Below are 19212 nucleotides of genomic sequence, written 5' to 3' on the forward strand. Positions count from 1 at the left end.
ATGCCGTCTCACGGCGCACCGGAAGGCAACACAGCTGTTGCCGGCCGTTCTCTCTGGCAGGATGCATGGATCAGACTTCGCCGCAACCGCGCCGCTGTTGCCAGTGCCGTTGTGCTGATTTTTCTGTCACTCGTCGGTATTTTCGGGCCGATGGTCAGCCCGCATCCCTATGAAAAAATCTATCCGCAATTTGTGCGCGTAGCACCAAGCCTTGAAGCCTATCCGCGTGCGGATACGATTATTCCCGGCCTTGAACGGGAAATGGCGCGCGCGCGCCTGAAAGGCGGAGAACCGGAGCTTGCCGGTTCGAAACTCACTATTGACGTGACCTCAAGTGCGGGACGTGAACTGGATCAGCGCGTTCTGCGTTATTTCGAACGCTCCGATCTGTTCAGCAATCCGAGCCTTGAACTGGCAGCCGACAAGCTGAGCGGCAAGCTCTCGCTGGATGTGGCACGTAATTACTTCTTCTTCGGCACCGATAATCTCGGCCGCGATATGATGACCCGTACCTTTATCGGTGTACGTATCTCATTGGCAATCGGTCTGCTGGCTTCCGTTATGGCGCTTGTTCTCGGCGTCAGCTATGGCGCTATTTCCGGTTATCTCGGCGGTCGTGCTGACAATATCATGATGCGTATTGTCGATATTCTCTATTCTCTGCCCTTCATTTTCTTCGTCATTCTGATGCTGGTGTTTTTCGGGCGGTCGATCATCATCATCTTCATTGCCATCGGTGCAACGGAATGGCTGGATATGGCACGTATTGTGCGCGGTCAGACCCTGAGCCTCAAACGGCAGGAATTTGTGCAGGCGGCAGAAGCGCTCGGTGCAACACGACGCGGTATTATTACCCGTCATATTATTCCGAACGCGCTGGGGCCGGTGATTGTTTTCGTTACCCTGCTGGTACCGAAAGCCATTCTGCTTGAAAGCTTGTTGTCCTTCCTCGGTCTTGGTGTTCAGGACCCGATGACATCGCTCGGCCTGCTGATCTCTGAAGGGGCGCAGAATATGCGCGGCGCTTCATGGCAGCTGATTTTCCCTGCGGTCACCCTGACACTCATTCTCTTTGCGCTGAACTTCCTGGGCGACGGCCTGCGTGACAGCCTTGATCCGAAGGACCGTTAAGATGACAGCAGAAACAGTCTTATCTGTACGCGACCTGCGCGTAACATTTGAAACCAATGACGGGCCGGTTCATGCGGTACGCGGTATCAGCCTTGATGTGAAATCCGGCGAGACCGTCGCAATCGTCGGTGAATCCGGTTCCGGCAAAAGCCAGACAACCATGGCGATCATGGGGTTGCTATCGTCGAATGGTAAAGCGACCGGTCAGGCGCTTTATCGCGGTCAGGATCTGGTCGGCATGTCCGACAAAGAGCTGAATAAAATCCGTGGTGCCAAAATCACCATGATTTTTCAGGAACCGATGACCTCGCTTGATCCGCTTTATAAAATCGGCGACCAGCTGGCCGAGCCTTTGCATTTCCATCGCGGGATGAGCAAAGCGCAGGCACGTCCGCGCATTCTGGAATTGCTGAAACTGGTCGGCATTCCCGAACCGGAACGTCGTATCGACAGCTATCCTTATGAATTATCCGGCGGTCAGCGCCAACGTGTGATGATCGCGATGGCATTGGCGAATGATCCGGATATTCTGATAGCCGATGAGCCGACAACGGCGCTGGATGTGACCATTCAGGCGCAAATTCTGGAGCTGCTGGCCGATTTGCAGAAGCGCCTCGGCATGGCCATCGTTTTCATTACCCATGATCTGGGTATTGTGAAACGTTTTGCCGATCAGGTTTGTGTCATGCGCTCCGGTGAAGTGGTTGAAAGCGGTGCAACGGAGAAAATTTTCTCTTCTCCCGAGCATGCCTATACCAAGATGCTGCTGGATGCAGAGCCGGAAGGCACCAAAGCCGCACCACCCGCAACTGCACCTTTGCTGATTGAGGCAGATGATGTGTCTGTCACTTTCAATCTGGCAAAAGGCTGGTTGAAACCGCAGACGGTTCTGCGCGCGGTGGATGGTATTTCGCTCAACCTCAAACAGGGGCAGACCATCGGCATTGTGGGGGAATCCGGTTCGGGTAAATCTACGCTTGGCCGTGCTATTCTGCGCCTGCTGAAATCAGACGGGCGTATTGCCTATCTCGGCAAAGAGCTACCGACAGACCCGCAGGAAATGCGCCCGAAACGGCGCGAATTACAGCTGGTATTTCAGGATCCGTTCGGCTCGCTCAGCCCGCGTATGACTGTCGGGCGGATCATCACCGAAGGGCTGCTGATCCATGAGCCGGAACTCTCCGCCAAAGAGCGGGATATCCGTGCCGGTGAAGCACTGAAAGAGGTTGGTCTTGAGCCTTCAATGCGCAACCGCTATCCGCATGAATTCTCCGGTGGTCAGCGTCAGCGTATTGCGATTGCCCGTACCATGATCCTGAAACCGAAAGTCATTGTGCTGGATGAACCGACCAGTGCGCTTGACCGCTCGGTGCAAAAACAGGTGGTAACGTTGCTGCGTGATTTGCAGGAAAAATACGGCCTGTCTTATCTGTTCATCAGCCATGATCTGGCAGTGGTGCGTGCGCTTTCCGATTATATTCTGGTAATGAAAACCGGAAAGGTTGTCGAAGAAGGCCAGACCGAGCAGATTTTCGATGCACCGCGCGAGGATTATACCAAAGCACTGATGCAGGCTTCCATGAGCGAAAAACGCTTCGGAGCGTAAAGATCAAAAGGCCGGAGCTTAAACTCTGGCCTTTTATTTTTAATCCAGCACTTTACCGGGATTAAGAATATTATGCGGATCAAGCGCCGCTTTAAGGGTTTTCAAAGTCTGCAATTCGGCAGCGCTGCGGCTGTAATGCAGCCACGGTTTTTTATGCAGGCCGATACCGTGTTCCGCTGAAACCGAGCCTTTAAATGTGCGGATAATGTCATAGACAATATCTTCAACCGCGCGGTCATCTTCGGTGAAATCCGTATATTTCGTAATATCAATATGGAAATTACAATCACCGACATGACCGAAAAACAGGCTGGTCATGCCCGGATAGCGGTTCTGCAATGCCACCTGAATAGCATCTACCGCTGCACCGATCTGTGTTTGCGGGACTGACACGTCAAAACCGATGCACGGGCCTTCATGGGTCATGATTTCCGCAATGGCATCGCGCATTGTCCAGAATTCTTCGGCCTCACGATGGGATTGTGCAATAGCAGCATCGGCAATCCATCCCTGTTCCAATGCATGTTCGAGCACAGACTGAAACAAATCCGCTTCCGCATCCGGTTCAGCGCCCTGCATATCCATCAACACATAAAGCGGATAGCTGCCTTCGAGTGGTGCGCGGGCATATTTCGCAGCCATGTTGTAATAGTCGCCCCACATGGCTTCAAAAGCACTGACGCGGCCGGAAAGACGCTTTTGCGCATAATTCAGCAAATTCAGGGCATTCTCAAAATTCTCAAGCGCAACGACTGCGGCATTGGCACCGCCGATCCCCGGACGCAGACGCAGCACGGCACGGGTCACAACCCCCATTGTCCCTTCCGCACCGATAAACAGATGCTTCATATCCAGCGCCGCATTGTTTTTCGGCATTTCATTCATCATGCTAAGAATTGTGCCGTCTGCCAGCACCGCTTCCAGACCCAGCACCAGATCACGGGTCATGCCATAGCGGATCACACGATTGCCGCCCGCATTGGTGGAGATATTGCCGCCGATCTGGCAGGAACCGCGCGCGCCCAGATCCAGCGCAAAATTCATGCCTGCATTGCGCGCTGCATCCTGAATATTCTGCAGAATGGCACCGGCCTCGACAATCATCGTTCCGGCCTGCGCATTGATTGTCTCAATGCGGTTCATATTGCGCAGCGACAGAAGCACACAATCCTGTACCGGCACTGCGCCGCCGGCAAGGCCGGTCAGTCCGCCCTGCGGAACAACTGCGATACGGTATTCATTGCAGAGTTTCAGAATTTCAGAAACAGTTTGCGTATCCCGAGGCAGAACCAGAGCCAGCGGTGTGCCGCCCTGCTCATCGCTCCAGTCACTCAGATGCGAAATATCAAGATCAGAACCGGTTTGAATGTCTTTACCGAGAAGACCGGATAGTTTTTCCAGCAGTAACTGCCGGACAGAAGCGCTTTGCATTTCATTCCCCTTGATTTGTGAGATTATGTTTATTGGAATTGGTTCTGAATTGTTATAGGGATTTACAAAATTATTACGCTTCAGGTCGTTCTGTTTTTTAATAAGTTCGGCAGCAATCATCCTGCGGTCAAAATTAATATTGTCCGTTCTTTTTACTGAGGTTTCTCATGCCATTGAATATGTCCCGCTCTGCTTTTGCCAAAACTTTCGTTCTGACTGCTGTGATCGCGCCGCTTTGGGCTGGCACTGCACTGGCATGGACAGGTGATGATGTTGCAAAGCGTCTGCAGGCTCTTCTCAAAGAACAGATGGTGGAACTGACATTCTCCAAAGCAGAAACCGACGGCAAAAATGTCATTCTGCATGATGCAAAAGCACAGATTGCTATGCCAAAAACTTCGACTGACGAAACAGAAGAAGTGGAAAAAGACGAGAAAGACAACGCCCCTGTTAATCTCGGCAAGATTACGCTGAGCAATATTACCGAGGGCGAAGGCGATGTTTATCTCGTTGAAAAAGCCGCATTTGATGATGTCAAAATCGTTGAAGACAACAGCGTTTTCACCACCTCTGATATCCGCTTCAACAATGTCAAACTGACCAAAGACCCGAAAGTCGATCTGCTCGGCCGTATGCAATATGCCGAGAGCTTTCATCTCGGTGCCATCAGTGTCACGGTCGAAGGCAAGCCGGTTTTTGAACTGAACGGCGTACATTTCGCGCAGGAACCTTTCAGCAAAGAAAAAGCCAGCAATTATAGCTGGGGCATTGAGGCGCTGAAGGTTGATCTTGAAGAAGCGAACCGCATCGATCAGGAAAAGAAGAAAAAAGAAGCCGCTGAGTTTCAGAAATCTGTAGAAGAGGCCACGAAGGCGGCAGAAGAAGCTGCGCAGGAAGCAGCAGATGCCGCGAAAGCGACCACCGAAAATGCTGCACCGGCAACCGATGATGCCGCCCCTGCTGACAAGGCTGATGCTGCGGTTGCAGCCGATGCGAATCCAGATATTGCCACAGACAATACTGACGAGACGATTGAAGACAGCGGCGACGCGGAAGAACTGGCAGAAGATACCAGTGATCTGGACATGGACGCAATCCGTGCGCTCGGACTGGAAAAAATTCACCTGACCATGGATGGCAAAGGCACCTGGTCACCTTTTAGCGGCGAATATACTGTCGATCAGATGACCATTAGCGGTCAGAATATCGGTACTTATAATTATAAGCTCGCAATGGGCGGTTATAATCTGAAATTCATAAAAGCTGTGCAGGATCTGCTGACCAGTGTGATGGAAGACGGCGGTGACAACACTTCCATGCAGATTGCAGCCGTGGGCATGTTGCAGAACCTGTCCATCAGCAATATGGAATTGCGTTACGATGATGCAAATTTCTTCGGCAAAGTGCTGGACTATCAGGCAAAAGAACGCGGTATTACCCGTGAAGCTCTCGTGCAGGAAATGAAAGACCAGCTGCAGATCGGCGTTGCTTATTTTGAAAATGAGCCGCTTGTTGTTGAGGCCGCGAAGGCCGTGGGCGAATATCTGGACGCACCGAAATCAATCAGCTTTAAAATCCAGCCGGAAAATCCGGTGACCTTCGGTATTCTGACAGCGGTTGGTATGGCTGAGCCGAAAAAACTTTGGTCAGTGCTGGGCGTTAAAGTCGAAGCCAACAAATAAAAGCAAAAAGCCTGCATCTCCGGATGCAGGCTTTTTTATATCTTCATTGCGTATCAGAGCTGATGCAGACGCACATCCGGATACACATCCTGCGCGATCTCACATAAATGCTGGTGATGGGTCAGATAGATCACCTGCCCCTGACCGGCCATTTGTGTGAAAAGCCGGAAAGTTTCCCGCGCACGGTCATCGTCAAATGTTTCCATAATATCATCAGCGATAAACGGCATCGGACGGCGCGACACAAATTCATAATAACCGGCGATACGCAGAGCCAGATAAAGCTGAAACCGCGTGCCCTTAGACAGTTGATCCGCCGTTTTTGAACTGCCATCAGCCGCCACAGCAATCAGAATTTCACTGTCCTTATCGGTCTGTGTTGTCAGCTGGCGATAACTGCCCTGACTGATCGCAGCAAAGGCCTCTGATGCCTGCGCCATCATGGATGAGCGATGCTGATCGCGATAGAGGCGTAAAGCCTGCTCCGCCGCACTGATACCAAAGCGCAGTCGCAGATATTGTTTCGATTTTTCTTCAATCTCCAGCAATAATGTGCGGCGCTGTTCATCCAGTTTTGCAGCGCTGTCATCACCGGCCTGCGCCTCACGCAAAAGCTGCTCAGCCTGCATCTTCAGCCGGTATTGTTCCTGCTTATGCCGATCCTGTGCCTCATCCTGTTCGCGCAGACCCAGTAATTGTTCTTTGAGCTCACCACTATCAGCTTGCGCCAGCAGGTCCTCAGCTTCTGCCGGATGCGCAAGTCTCAACAAATGCGTGATCGTTTGCTCTTCATCCGTCAGCACTTGTTCCAGCTGCGTTTTTTTAGCACCGGCCTGAATTTTAAAACCGGCATCTTCCAGTGTGTCCGCCTGCAATTGCGTGAGCATAGCCTGCTTTCTGGCATTGAGCTCACCGGCTTTCTGGTTCAGTTGCAGCCTGTGCTGTTCAGCTTCCGCCAGACGACCTTGCAGCTCTTGCAGCTTTTTGTATTCGTCTTCCGCTTTGCGAATGCGCTGCGCGCTATGCATAGCAAGCTCGGCGACCGGAATACCCTCACCCGTCGATGTCTGCACAGGCAGACCAAGACGCTTCGCCAAAGCTTCCGTCTCACGACGATAGGCTGCCTGATCGTCGTGCATCGCATGGATACGTTGCGCCAGATCATGACTGCGCTCAAGTGCCGGAGCCAGTTCTGCCATCAGGTTCAGAATTTCGCGCACCTCATCCAGCGCCGGAACAGCATCCGCCTGCCCCAGCCATGTGGCCTGACAAGTGCTTGCCCAGTCTTTCTGCCACTGCGCATCCTGCGCCTGAACCTCATCAGCATTTTTACGGCGAAGGCGTAATTCCTGCTCCCGCTCTGCCAGTTCGGCCTGCAAACCGGCATAAAGCTGAAAACTCTCATGCAGCGTAACGGCCTGTGTCTGGAGTGCGCTTAAGCCAGTTTCCGCAACAGCCACGCCGACCTGTTGTAGTGCCGTAGTCAGATCAGTTTCCGCCTGTCTGATTTGTACCAGCTTCTCATTACGTGACCGGCGGGCGCGCAGCCAAAGCTGACGTTTTTGCAGTAAAGCTTCGCGTTTCTCCATCCAGCGCAATAAACTGCCTGCAGACAGTTTCTCTTTGCAGACCGGTACAAACTGCTGCTGCCATATAGCGAGACGCGCTTCCACCGCCTGCAAATCCGCCTGTGCCGCCGTGCCGGAATTTTGAAGATGGAGGTTCTGTGCCTCAAGCACAGCAAGCCGTTCCCGCAATTGCATGGCGCGGGCAAATTCTGCAGCCTGTGTCAGCCTGTTATGCACGGCCTGATCGTCTTGCATTAGATAGCGCTCAAACGCATCTGCACTTTCACTGCTCAGGCTCTTGCGATGCTGCTGCCATGCGGCATTGCGGTTTTGGCGCAGTTCCGCAGCCTGTTCCTGCGTGATAACCAGACTATTTTGCTGCACAGCCTGCAATTGCGCGCGCAATTGCACCATTTCATCGGTGTTTTTGGCCTGATTATCCTGTGTCTGTTGCCAGCGGTTTTGCAGCACCTGCATATCCCGCCCTGCTGCTTCCACTTCCGCCACATCCGGCACTGCCAAGGCGGCAAGTAGTTTCAGATCAGTCTCAAAATCATGTTGACGATAAGACAGTGCCTGCCAGATTTCATGCAGTTGCGCTTCTTCTTCCCGTGCAGCCTGATCGGCCAGTCGCAAAGAATTGCTCAAATCCTCACTGCGCAAACGGTTCAGCAGATCATGCAGGTAGCGCATTGATGCAGGATCGCAATGTGCCTGCGTGATGCCGCTTTGCTTCAACTTATCCTGCGCAAGTTTCAGCCGTTCTTCCGCAACAGCCAATTCCTTGCCGGTCATTTGCAAGGCTGCCGTAATACCGGAGCGCTGCTCAATAAGGCTGCGCAATGCCGTTTCTGTCTGAATATTGATAAGTAATGTGCGCGGATCAGTTTTGATATCCCGTCCCAGACGGAACAGCAGCGCCTCAATTTTATGTTGCTCAGCATGTAACGCAGCTTCCCGCTCCGGCAGATCCTTCTCTGCCGTTACAAACCGTGCCTGCAGATCCTGCAAATGTCCGGCAGAAGTGGCGAGATTCAGCGCATTTTCATCAGGATGAATTTCAGCAATTTCCCGTTCAAGCCGCGCTATCTCTGCCGACTGATTTTCAACACGAACGCGCAGTTCCGCATCATCAATCATCAATCGCGGCTGCTCATCGGCAAAACCGGCAGGCACCGCCGGAATATCTGCAAAAGCGGCCAGTTCTTCACGCAGGCGATGCAGCCGGTGATAATGCGGCAGCGCATTGAGCATAGCCTCAATCTCTGCAATGCGGCCTCTTATCTGCCCATGCGCAGTCAGAGCCTGCTGATACTCCGCCTCGGCCTGCCGGAAACTGTCACTCAATTTGCCATAGCTTTGTGCCGAGCTTTTCGCATCCAGCTCGGCCTTCGCGGTTTCAAGCTCTTTCAATTGTGCATTGAGATCAACCAGCCCGCCTGTACGCCCACCGGAACGATAGAACTGATCAGCGCGGCTGCGCAGCAAATTGAGATTCTGGCTGATGCCCGCAAGACCGGCACTGGCCGAAAACAGCAACTCACCAAGATTACCCTTGCTGGCAAGGATCGCATCGCCGCCTTCTTCCAATGTGTCATCGTCCAGCGAGAACATCATACGATAGGCATTACGATCAATATCGCCTAATTCGTCGGAAATCAGTGTTTCCGGCAAAACGCGGCCAGCCGGATCACTCAGGCTGTTATTGCGCGCTTTGGTGCGCACCAGTTCCTGCGTTATACCCTGTAACTGCAGGGAAGCGCCGATTTTCATCGCTGAATATGAATGCAGAAAATCATAGCGGCTCTTATGTTCAATACCGAAGAGCAGATCGAGCAGCGCCGAAAATGTGGTTGATTTTCCCGCTTCATTCGGCCCGTAAATAATATGCAAATCAGGTTTGCCCTGATCTGCCGCACCAAAATCCAGCACATGATCGGTAAAGCGGCCATAGCGGGTGAGATCCAGACGATTAATCCGCATTATGCCTGTTCCTCTGCCTGTGCGGCCGCACTCAATTCTGCCAGCACATCCTCACTGCCTTTTTGCAATAAATCAGCAATCAGAGCCTGTGCCTGTGCTTCATCGCCGCCGAAAACATTGCGCATCTCAGCTGGCAATCTTCTCACCAGAGCATCCATCTGCTCTGCAAGACCGCTTTGGAAATGTTTAGAGGCGGCCAGCTCATCGGCAATCAATCTGCCCAGTTCCAGCAGCGGATCAGTGGTCAGTGCGCCTTCGCTTTTCTGTATTTTGCGTGGCGGGGTGCATTCAAGCTCGAGCTTTTCAATCCAGCAATCACCAATTTGTGCTGCCCTGTCCTCGGCCTCAGTCAGCAGCAGATCATGGTCACGGCGCATCTGCCATGCCAGAGGTGTCGTGCCAATCAGATGCAAACGCGCGACGAGTTGCTCACTTGCAGTTGCTTCGCGCTTATTCTCCAGCGCCTCATGCACTGCCGCAATCACAGCACGCCAATCCTCGCAAGCCGAGACATCCACGCTCACCCGTTCAAATTGCGCGATTGATGTCAGCCGCTCTTCTGTCTGCACAGTGCCGTCATCATTTACCGTCACAAGCGTTACGGATTTCACACCGGCCTCATTAATATCGCGCCCTTGCGGATTACCAGCCATTACTACCGTACTGTTATAATGACTGGTCGGTGCATAGACCGCCCGCTTATGAATATGACCAAGCGCCCAATAATGAAAACCATGGGCTTGCAAATCATTGACACTGACCGGCGCATAAAGATCATGCCCTTCTGCACCATTGAGACTGGTATGCATCAGCCCGATATTGACGGCACCGCTGACCGGCAATTCGTAATTGGGCAACAGGCTGTCCGGCGCATGGGGTTTGGCAAAACTCAAACCGTGAATAACCACCGGCTGAGAATGATCCGGCGCGGAAACAGTTATCGCGCGGGCTTTGCGATCAAAAATCTGCACGCGTTCCGATAGGGTCAGCTCTTTGGTAATTTTCGACAGCGCATCGTGATTACCGCGAATGATGAAAACATCAATCCCCGCCTGATCGAGACGACGGAGTTGTTCTGCCAAAAAACGTGCGGTTTTCATTGAAGTCTGGTCGCCGTCATAAAGATCACCGGCAATCAGCAGTGCATTCACGCGTTCACTCAACGCCAGATCGATAATGCGTTCAAAAGCACGACGGGTCGCATTGCCGATCAGCACCGCGAGTTCCTGATTGCGCAAGGCCAGTGAGCGCAGCGGTGAATCCAGATGGATATCCGCCGCGTGAATGAAGCGGTAGGTCAAATCAGCTCCTGAAAAGTCAGGTTAAAGTCTTTGCGCTGACTATGCGACGGGCCGGTTACAAAAATCAATGCAGCGCCGCATTTTAAAAGTGCATAGCTGCCTGTGTTCACCTGACTGAACAAATTCTTGTAAATCATAGGATTTTCTTATGGCAAACACTTACAATTGAAAAATCCCGTTCCTATATGCAGCCAAAGCACTTTTTTCAGGAGACACATATGTTGCGTGCCACCTCACGTTTAAGTCAGTTCACAGTCGCATTGGGACTGGCGCTCGTTGTATCGCTTTCGGCGATGGATATTGCCGATGCCAGACGTGCGGGTGGTGGCAGCAGCTTCGGCAGCCGCGGCAGCAAGACCTATCAGGCACCTGCACCAACGCAAACTGCGCCAAATACTGCTGCACCGATTGAACGCTCCATGACCCCGAATACCGGCGCGCAGACCCGCCCTGCACAGGGTGCGGCGGCTGCCAATGCAGCAAAGCCTGGTTTCTTCAATAATTTCGGCCGCTCCATGCTGGGCGGTTTGCTGGTCGGCGGTCTGATCGGTATGCTGCTGGGCAATGGTCTGGGCGGTATGGCCGGTTTCCTCGGCCTGATCCTGCAGGTTGCCCTGTTCGCAGGTCTGGCCATGCTGGCCATGCGCTTCTTCGCCAACCGTAATAAGCCTGCAACGGCTGCTGCCGGAGCCGGTAATGCTGGCGCGAACCGTGCGAACCCGATGCAGAATCTGGGTGCGCAGTTTGGCAAGCGCGATGACAACACACATGCACGTTCTTCAACCTCTGTACCATCAGCCGGTTTTGGTTCGGCTGCAGGTGCAAGCATGATGCAGCCTGCTGTAGAAGAAAAACCGCTGACTGTTACACAGGAAGATCTGGAGCATTTTGAAAAAATGCTGACCGAAGTCCAGACTGCCTATGGTCAGGAAAATTACGGCACACTGCGTCAGCTGACAACGCCGGAAGCCATGTCTTATCTGGCCGAAGAGCTCGGCGAAAACGCCACCAACGGTCTGCGCAACCATGTCAGCGATGTGAAATTGCTGCAGGGCGATGTGTCAGAAGGCTGGAGCGAAGAAGGCAAGGATTACGCCACCGTTGCCATTCGTTATGAAAGCATCGACTATCTTGCGGACCGCAATACCGGTGAACTGGCTGAAGGCGAAAGCATGGAGATTTCGGAAAGCACCGAAGTCTGGACATTTGTCCGTCCTGCCAATGGCCGCATTGAAGAATGGAAACTTTCCGCAATTCAGGCTGCATAAGGCCTGATTTATAAACTAAAAAAAGCCGCTCTGAATTTCAGGGCGGCTTTTTTATTACCCAAAATATGTAAATTTTAATGATTGCATTTTTTTGCAATCAAATATATTTAATTAATATGTTAATGAAAGCAGGTAAAAAATGCAGAAACCAGACATTGCCGCATTTTACGATCAGCGCACCGGCTCGGTTCAATATGTTGTTGCCGATCCTGAAACACTGGACTGCGTGATTATTGATCCCGTGCTGGAATATGATGAAAAATCCGGCCAGACTGCCACCAATCATGCTGATGAGATGCTGGACTATATTGCACGCCGCAGCTACCGGCTGGTGCGGATTCTCGACACGCATCCCCATGCCGATCACCTTTCTGCCGCCCATTACCTGAACACCCGCACCGGCGCACCGACTGCTATCGGTGCAGAAGTCAGACAAGTGCAGAAAATCTGGTGCGAAATCTATAACTGGCCGGATCTGGCCTGTGACGGTTCGCAATGGGATCATCTGTTTGAAGATGGCGAGACATTTAAAGTCGGCAATCTCGATGCCCGCGTGATCCATTCCCCCGGCCACACTCTGGCCTCGGTCACCTATGTAATCGGCGATGCCGCTTTCATCCATGATACATTGTTCATGCCCGATGGCGGTACAGCGCGTGCCGATTTCCCCGGTGGCAATGCCACTGCATTGTGGAACAGTATTCAGACCATTCTGCAATTGCCGGAAGATACGCGCCTGTTTACCGGCCACGATTACCGGCCGAACGGCCGCGAAGCCCGTTGGGAATCCCGCATTGGTGAACAATTGCAGGATAATATTCATCTCAGCCGCTACCGTGACGAGGCGAGTTTCGTGACCGCCCGTCAGGCACGGGATGCAACTTTGCCGATCCCCAAACTGATGCTCCATGCCTTGCAGGTGAATATTCGCGGCGGACGTTTGCCGGAGCCGGAAGATAACGGACAGCGCTATATCAAAATCCCGCTCGGGCGTTTTGACGGCGCGCCGTGGGAGTGAACATGTCTGATATCATACCAACTGAAGTCACAGCACCTGACGCTAATGAGCTGCGTGCACGGGTGACCGAGGCTTCCGCCTTTCTGAAAAAAATGTCCAATCCTGATCGTTTGCAAGTGACCTGCGCTTTGGTTGAGGGTGAACTGTCTGTGCGCCAGCTTGAAGATATGCTCGGCATCCGCCAGCCCGGTCTGTCGCAGCAGCTTGCAGAATTGCGCGCTGCCGGACTGATCAGCGCCCGTAAGGAAGGCAAAGCCGTGTTCTATTCTCTGGCCGATGAGCGGGTGAAAATCTTCATCGCCACCATGCACCAGTTGTTTTGTGCACCGGATATAAGGACATAACATCATGGAAAATTTTACCCCATGGTCTGCTCTTGGCGGCGGATTGCTGATCGGGCTTTCTGCGGTCTTGCTGATGTTGTTTGAAGGCCGGATTGCCGGTATCAGCGGTATCGTCAGCAGGCTTTTCCCGCCCTATAGCGACAATCGTTTTTTATCCCGCGCCGGATTTGTGCTGGGATTACTGGCCGCACCTTTTCTCTATCTGCTCTTCACCGGTGCACTGCCAACAATCACAGTTGCATCCGATCCGGTCTTGATGATGAGCGCCGGTTTGCTGGTCGGTTTTGGCGCCGTCTTGGGCAGCGGTTGCACCTCCGGCCACGGTGTATGCGGCATTTCCCGTCTCTCGCCCCGCTCCCTGCTGGCGACAACATTGTTTATGGCAGCCGGTTTCATCACCGTCTTCATCATGCGTCATCTCGTCAGTTAAAGTAGGTCGATCATGTCATTTCTGGTTAATCTTGTTATCGGTCTGATCTTCGGGCTGGGACTGGTGATTTCCGGTCTGGCCAATCCTGAGAAAGTGCTAAACTTTCTGGATATTACCGGCAATTGGGACCCATCGCTGGCTCTGGTGATGGGTGCAGCGGTGGTCACAACTTTCATCGGTTATCGCGTGGTTTTTGCTCGTCAGAAACCGCTCTGCGCCGTAGATTTTGATGTGCCTGCAAACCGTAAAGCCGACAAATCCCTGATGACAGGGGCAATCCTGTTCGGCATCGGCTGGGGGCTTGGCGGTATTTGTCCGGGGCCTGCTATTACCACGGTGGGATTAGCCGCAACCGGTACATTGATCTTTGTACCGGCGATGGTCATCGGCATGCTGATAGCCCGTAAAGTGAAGGCTTCGTGATCCCTCAGGAAACCTTCAATCGTCAGCTATTTTAAAGTGTCAGAGCGACCTTTGTGAGCCAAATATGGCTCACGGCGCTCTGATTTGATCAATCGAATGGAACACAGGACCGTGGCCGACTGATCGGCCATTTCCATCTTTCATGCCGACTTCAAGCTGATGCGCAGCACCAATCGCCCGCAACAGATAGGCTTTGGCCTCGCGCACTGCATCCGGCAATATATTGCCTTTTGCCAGTTCTGCCGCCAAAGCGCTCGATAACGTGCAGCCGGTGCCGTGGGTATCCGGCGTTTCAATTCGTTCAGCTTCAAACCATTCTGTATGCGTGTTGCTCAGCAAAAGATCAGGGCAGAATTCACCTGCCATATGCCCGCCCTTCATCAGCACGGCTTTGCAACCTTTAGCCAGCAAAGCACGGCCTTGGCGTTCCATATCCTCGCGGCTTTCAGCGACCGGTTGTCCGAGCAATGCTGCCGCTTCCGGCAGGTTTGGTGTCAGTAATGTTGCCAGCGGCAGTAATTTCTGCCTCAGACTTTCCACCGCCTGCGGGTCGAGCAACGCTGCACCACCTTTGGCAATCATCACCGGATCAAGCACAATCTGCAAATCCGGTTGTTTGACAAGCTGCTCCTGCAAAACTTGCGCCACGCGATCAGAAATTTGCGCATTGACGATCATGCCGATCTTAACCGCATCGACCCGCACATCGCTGAAAATCATGGTTAGCTGCTGGGCAACAAAATCTGCCGGTACGGGAAAAACACCGGAAACGCCTTGCGTGTTTTGTGCGGTCAGCGCTGTCAGCGCCGCCATGCCGTAAGTACCACGGGCAGCAAAGGTTTTCAGATCAGCCTGAATACCGGCACCGCCGGACGGATCGGAACCGGCGAGAGAAAGAACATTTTTCATGACTTAGCCCTTTGCTCCACGGAAATGAGCAATCGCCGCATTGAAGGCACGGGCTTCCTGCTCAGGACTCTCCTGACCGCAAATTGCAGACACCACAGCCAGACCATCAACGCCGGTCGCCAGCACATCCTCCACATGCGGCAGTTTAATGCCTCCGATTGCCACAGCTGGCAGGCCGTTGTGCGAGTAAACCCGTTTCAATCCGTCAAAACCGATGGAAGGTGTGCAGTTCTTTTTGGTAGCGGTCGGGAAAACTGGGCCGATGCCGAGATAATCCACCACAGCACTATCCGCTTTGGTGGCCATTTCTGCAGTCTGTACCGACAGACCAAGGATCATATCCGGCCCGATCTTTGCCCGCACCTGTTCCGGTGAACCGTCATGCTGGCCGATATGCAAACCATCGGCACCAACAGCAATGGCAACCTCAATATTGTCATTGATAATCAGCTTGGCATTAGTACCTTCAAGCGCCGCTTTCAATGCTTTGGCAGTTTCAAGCATCTCCTGCTGGTTAGCATCTTTGTCACGCAACTGCACCATTGTGGCACCGCCGCGCACCGCTGCGATTGCCGTTTCTACCATACCCAAACTGCCGCAAAGCTCGCGGTCGAGAACGAGATAGAGCGACAGATCAAACTGTTTCATAGAATTGTACCTTTGCCTGAGACTGGAATTGTGCGGGGGAGAGCGCATAAAGCGCATCGATAAAATCTATCTGGAAGCTGGCAGGGCCTTTTGCCTGCAAGGCCGCCTGCTCTCCGGCCACAGCATACATAGCCAGAGCTGCGGCAGAGGCCTCGAGAGCAGAGGTCCTATGCGCGGCGACAAAAGCACCGGTCAGGCAGGTGAGTGCACAGCCCAAAGCTGTGACCTGCGGCATCAGTGGCGAGCCGCCGTCAATGCGCAGAGTTGTCTGACCATCGGTCACAAGATCATAAGCGCCGGTCACTGCGACTGTACATTGATGCTCCCGCGCCAGTTTTTGAGCCGCGTGGTGCGCGCTACCGGCATCATCACCGCTGTCTGCGCCCTGTCCGCGTGCGGAAAAGCCCGCAAGCGTCAGAATTTCTGAAGCATTACCGCGAATAACCGTAGGTTTCAGTGCCAGAAGTTTTTGCGCAGCATCGCGGCGGAAAGTTGAGGCAAAATGCGCAACAGGGTCAAAAACCCACGGAATATTATGCGCATTGGCGGCCGTGATAGCAGCAATCATCCCTTGCACCCAGAGCGGCGACAGCGTGCCGATATTGATTGTGACCGCGCCGCATAATTTTGCAAACTCCCCCGCCTCTTCCTGCGCATGCAGCATAGCCGGAGATGCACCGGCAGCCAGAACCACATTGGCAGCCGTATTCATCGCCACAAAATTTGTGATGCATTGTATGAGAGGTTTGCGTTGTCGCATGGTTTCCAGCATCACGCCGAAATCCGGTAGATCTTTCATATCAGCCCTCCGCAACGGTGAGGGTCTGACGCGGGGTGCCGTTATCGTCGCTTTTGCGAAAAGCCGCCCTTTGATCTGACTCCCTCCGCCGGCATTATCCGGTTCAGGTTCAAAGGGTACTTCTCAGCCGGTATGATCCGGGCGCCCCTGTCTCTCATCGTCATTATGGCAGAGCCGGATGCGGCTGTCCACCGCTTGAGCAAGCTCAGCTGATTAATATGGCACGGAAATCATTGACATTTGTACCGGTCGGTCCCGTTACAAACAGATCACCACTGGCATTGAATGCACTCCAGCTGTCATGGCCTGCGAGAAACTGTTTCGCATCAAGACCAAGCTCCGTCATGTGCTGAATTGTGTTGCCGTCAGCAAAAGCACCGGCATTATTCTCCGAACCATCAATACCGTCCGTATCCGCAGCTAAAGCGTGAATATTAGCATTGCCTGCAATATTCAGCGCCAGCGCCAGCATAAATTCGCTGTTGCGCCCGCCTTTGCCTGCCTTTGAACCGGAGCCGAGCGTTACCGTTGTTTCACCGCCGGAAAGCAGCAGAAGCGGCTGGCCGGATGTGCGGTTGCGTGCCTGATATTGCGCCATTGCCCCATGCATCAGCGCAATGTCTTTCGCTTCCCCTTCAATGGAATCCGAGAGAATGAGCGTTTCAACGCCCTGCTCCTCAGCCAGTTTTGCAGCCGCCTTTAGTGATTGCGCTGCGCTGGCAATAATATGGTGACTGTGCCGCGCAAACACGGCATTATCCGGCTGCGGAGCATCGGCTGCTTCACTTCGCAAATGCGCTATCACCTTTTCCGGCAGCTGCATCTTGTAATGTTCAATATATTTCAGAGCATCATGGCGCGTTGCACGATCAGCAATTGTCGGCCCTGAGGCGATCAGTGCCGGATCATCACCCGGAATGTCCGAGACAATCAGACTGACCATACGGGCAGGTCCTGCCAAGGCTGCCAGCCTGCCACCTTTGATCGTGGAAACATGTTTGCGGATAGCATTCATCACGCTGATCGGCGCACCACTGGCGAGCAGCGCCGCATTGACTGCCTGCTCGTCGGCCAGTGTCAGCCCCTCCGGTGGCGCAGGCAACAGAGCCGAGCCGCCGCCGCAGATCAATGCCAGCACCAGATCATCCGCGCTCAGATCTTGCAAAGCGGATTTCAGATGCTTGGTTGCTTCCAGTCCCGCTGCATCCGGCATCGGATGCGCAGCTTGCAGCACTTTGATAAACCGGCATTCCGCCCCGTAGCCATAACGGGTAACGACCACACCCTCCGGCGCAGGGTTACCGGCCTCAATCCATAAAGTCTCAAAAGCCTGCGCCATTTGTGCGGCGCCCTTACCGGCACCGATCACAATGGTTTTGCCCTTTGGTGCTTGCGGCAAATAGGGTTTGAGACAATGCAGCGGATCAGCCGCCTGCACGGCTGTTTCAAACAGGGATTTGAGAAATTCCCGTTCCTGCCCCTGTTTCAGTTTAACCTGTGTCCGTCCGATGCCCTGTGGCAGTTGACTGCCACCATCGCTATAACCGGCAGGGATGGCTCCAACCGCATTGATGATACGGCGCTCCGTAATCGCTGCAAAAATCTGATCAACAGCCTGTTTTGCCCCAACTAGGCGTGACGGATGATCAGTATCTGCCGCCGCATGAGGCAGCAACAACATGGCTTTCGGATATTTTTTAGCTAATGGCACATAAGGCGCTAATGGTCCTGACAGAGTACCATCTTTTTCAAACAGGTCGGCATCCACTGCAACATTGCGGATATGACCGCTCTGCATCAGCGGTTCAAGTGCTGCAACATCCACCAATTCACCACGGTCATAATTGATGACCATTGCGCTTGTCGCCATTACCGACAGAACATCATGACCGACAAGACCCTGATTGCTGTAGCGCCCTGTCTCCTTGTTCAGCGCACCAAGCCCCAGATGCACACTCAATACATCAGCATTTTGTGCGGCCTCTTGCGGTGTCGCCGCGTAAGTATAACCTTGGCTTTCAATCCATGAGCGATGATGTTCCCGCGCATAGATCACCACATCCATAGCAAAGGCTTTGGCCAATTTTGCCACTTCCATGCCGATATTACCGCTGCCGAGAATGGCAAATTTACGCCCTTCAAGACCAGTGCTTGGAAAACGCGCCAGATCGCGGCCGGTATCAAATTTTCCTTCCAGCACCTGCGCATAAAGTGTTTCCGTATCGAGATCGGGACAAAACTGTAACAGCGCTTTCAGCACCATTTGCGCGGTAATACGGCTATTAATGCCCGGTGTATTCATCAAAGGCGCTGTGCCGGAAATCCATGATTGCGATTGCATATTGCCGGTGCCTGCACCGATACGCACACCGCCCTCGGCGAACTGGCATTGCGGCGGGATACGGGTGGCGGCTGCGATCACCGCATCATATTGCCCCTGCCCCGCAACGGCTATCAGCTCTTCTTCAGTGCTAAGATCAGGGCAATAAAAGAAATGCAGCTTACCGGCTGTGAGTGCCGAGACTGCTTGCAAAGCATGATCATGAAAGACCCCGCCTTTCTCTTCAATATAATGGCGGATTTCATGCCATTGATGCTTCCCTTGCGCATCAAGACGCAACTCCAGATGATCCGTAATCAGGATTTTGGCAGTTTTGTCCGGCATGATTTC

General features: G+C 53.2%; 16 protein-coding genes, 1 pseudogene and 1 riboswitch. Of the genes and pseudogenes, 8 read left to right on the plus strand and 9 right to left on the minus strand.

Going from position 1 to position 19212, the window contains the following annotated elements:
- Together LDL70_RS16420 and LDL70_RS16425 are read left to right on the plus strand one after the other, a co-directional pair.
- Entirely contained in the window at positions 1 to 1131 is a 1131-nt protein-coding gene (locus LDL70_RS16420; RefSeq protein WP_370637862.1) for an ABC transporter permease, read from the plus strand.
- Between the two features lies 1 nt (position 1132).
- Positions 1133 to 2737: an ABC transporter ATP-binding protein gene (locus LDL70_RS16425; RefSeq protein WP_225689069.1), complete on the plus strand. Its 1605-nt coding sequence runs from the start codon at positions 1133 to 1135 to the stop codon at positions 2735 to 2737.
- A gap of 39 nt (positions 2738 to 2776) precedes the next feature.
- Here LDL70_RS16425 and LDL70_RS16430 read toward each other — a convergent pair whose 3' ends face one another.
- Positions 2777 to 4168 carry an FAD-binding oxidoreductase gene (locus LDL70_RS16430; RefSeq protein ID WP_225689071.1) on the minus strand — a complete coding sequence of 464 codons (1392 nt, stop codon included), beginning with the start codon at positions 4166 to 4168 and terminating at the stop codon, positions 2777 to 2779.
- 167 nt (positions 4169 to 4335) lie between these two features.
- Here LDL70_RS16430 and LDL70_RS16435 point away from each other — a divergent pair, with 167 nt between their 5' ends.
- Positions 4336 to 5850, plus strand: coding sequence for a hypothetical protein (locus LDL70_RS16435; RefSeq protein ID WP_225689073.1), 1515 nt, complete (start codon positions 4336 to 4338; stop codon positions 5848 to 5850).
- A 53-nt stretch (positions 5851 to 5903) separates the two neighbouring features.
- Here LDL70_RS16435 and LDL70_RS16440 read toward each other — a convergent pair whose 3' ends face one another.
- Genes LDL70_RS16440 through LDL70_RS16450 form a run of 3 tightly spaced genes read right to left on the minus strand, consistent with a single transcriptional unit; the run spans position 5904 to position 10839 of the window.
- A complete protein-coding gene (locus LDL70_RS16440; protein ID WP_225689076.1) occupies positions 5904 to 9401 on the minus strand; it encodes an AAA family ATPase in 3498 nt (1165 codons plus the stop codon).
- Complete coding sequence (locus LDL70_RS16445) at positions 9401 to 10702, minus strand: DNA repair exonuclease (RefSeq protein WP_225689078.1); 1302 nt, start codon at positions 10700 to 10702, stop codon at positions 9401 to 9403. Before LDL70_RS16445 ends, LDL70_RS16440 begins: the two co-directional genes overlap by 1 nt.
- Complete coding sequence (locus LDL70_RS16450) at positions 10699 to 10839, minus strand: hypothetical protein (RefSeq protein ID WP_022711580.1); 141 nt, start codon at positions 10837 to 10839, stop codon at positions 10699 to 10701. Before LDL70_RS16450 ends, LDL70_RS16445 begins: the two co-directional genes overlap by 4 nt.
- An 81-nt stretch (positions 10840 to 10920) precedes the next feature.
- On the opposite strand from LDL70_RS16450, the gene LDL70_RS16455 reads away from it, so the two are divergent.
- The 5 genes from LDL70_RS16455 (at position 10921) to LDL70_RS16475 (ending at position 14185) form a co-directional block, all read left to right on the plus strand.
- Positions 10921 to 11970, plus strand: a complete 1050-nt coding sequence (locus LDL70_RS16455) for a Tim44 domain-containing protein (RefSeq protein WP_225689080.1) — start codon at positions 10921 to 10923, stop codon at positions 11968 to 11970.
- 139 nt (positions 11971 to 12109) lie between these two features.
- Positions 12110 to 12988 (plus strand): MBL fold metallo-hydrolase, encoded by an 879-nt coding sequence (locus tag LDL70_RS16460; protein ID WP_225689082.1) that lies wholly within the window; start codon positions 12110 to 12112, stop codon positions 12986 to 12988.
- 2 nt (positions 12989 to 12990) lie between these two features.
- Positions 12991 to 13332, plus strand: coding sequence for a metalloregulator ArsR/SmtB family transcription factor (locus tag LDL70_RS16465; RefSeq protein ID WP_075656854.1), 342 nt, complete (start codon positions 12991 to 12993; stop codon positions 13330 to 13332).
- Between the two features lie 4 nt (positions 13333 to 13336).
- Positions 13337 to 13762: a YeeE/YedE family protein gene (locus LDL70_RS16470; protein ID WP_225689084.1), complete on the plus strand. Its 426-nt coding sequence runs from the start codon at positions 13337 to 13339 to the stop codon at positions 13760 to 13762.
- 12 nt (positions 13763 to 13774) lie between these two features.
- A complete protein-coding gene (locus LDL70_RS16475; RefSeq protein WP_225689086.1) occupies positions 13775 to 14185 on the plus strand; it encodes a DUF6691 family protein in 411 nt (136 codons plus the stop codon).
- A gap of 69 nt (positions 14186 to 14254) precedes the next feature.
- On the opposite strand, the gene thiD is transcribed toward LDL70_RS16475, so the two are convergent.
- From thiD to LDL70_RS18095, 5 genes and pseudogenes are all read right to left on the minus strand, one after another.
- Positions 14255 to 15094, minus strand: a complete 840-nt coding sequence (gene thiD / locus LDL70_RS16480; protein WP_225689088.1) for a bifunctional hydroxymethylpyrimidine kinase/phosphomethylpyrimidine kinase — start codon at positions 15092 to 15094, stop codon at positions 14255 to 14257.
- A gap of 3 nt (positions 15095 to 15097) precedes the next feature.
- The gene (thiE, locus tag LDL70_RS16485) at positions 15098 to 15742 is read right to left on the minus strand and encodes a thiamine phosphate synthase (protein ID WP_225689090.1); all 645 of its coding nucleotides are present in this window, start codon (positions 15740 to 15742) and stop codon (positions 15098 to 15100) included.
- The gene (thiM, locus tag LDL70_RS16490; protein ID WP_225689092.1) at positions 15729 to 16541 is read right to left on the minus strand and encodes a hydroxyethylthiazole kinase; all 813 of its coding nucleotides are present in this window, start codon (positions 16539 to 16541) and stop codon (positions 15729 to 15731) included. Before thiM ends, thiE begins: the two co-directional genes overlap by 14 nt.
- Positions 16542 to 16604: 63 nt before the next feature.
- A riboswitch (TPP riboswitch) is annotated at positions 16605 to 16700 on the minus strand.
- Between the two features lie 46 nt (positions 16701 to 16746).
- The gene (locus LDL70_RS16495) at positions 16747 to 18030 is read right to left on the minus strand and encodes a glycerate kinase (RefSeq protein ID WP_225689249.1); all 1284 of its coding nucleotides are present in this window, start codon (positions 18028 to 18030) and stop codon (positions 16747 to 16749) included.
- A gap of 180 nt (positions 18031 to 18210) precedes the next feature.
- Positions 18211 to 19206: pseudogene (locus tag LDL70_RS18095) on the minus strand (NAD(P)-dependent oxidoreductase); the annotation flags it as partial.
- Positions 19207 to 19212 lie beyond the last annotated feature (6 nt).

Source organism: Pseudochrobactrum sp. XF203, from assembly GCF_020341615.1.
GTDB classification, from domain to species: domain Bacteria; phylum Pseudomonadota; class Alphaproteobacteria; order Rhizobiales; family Rhizobiaceae; genus Pseudochrobactrum; species Pseudochrobactrum saccharolyticum.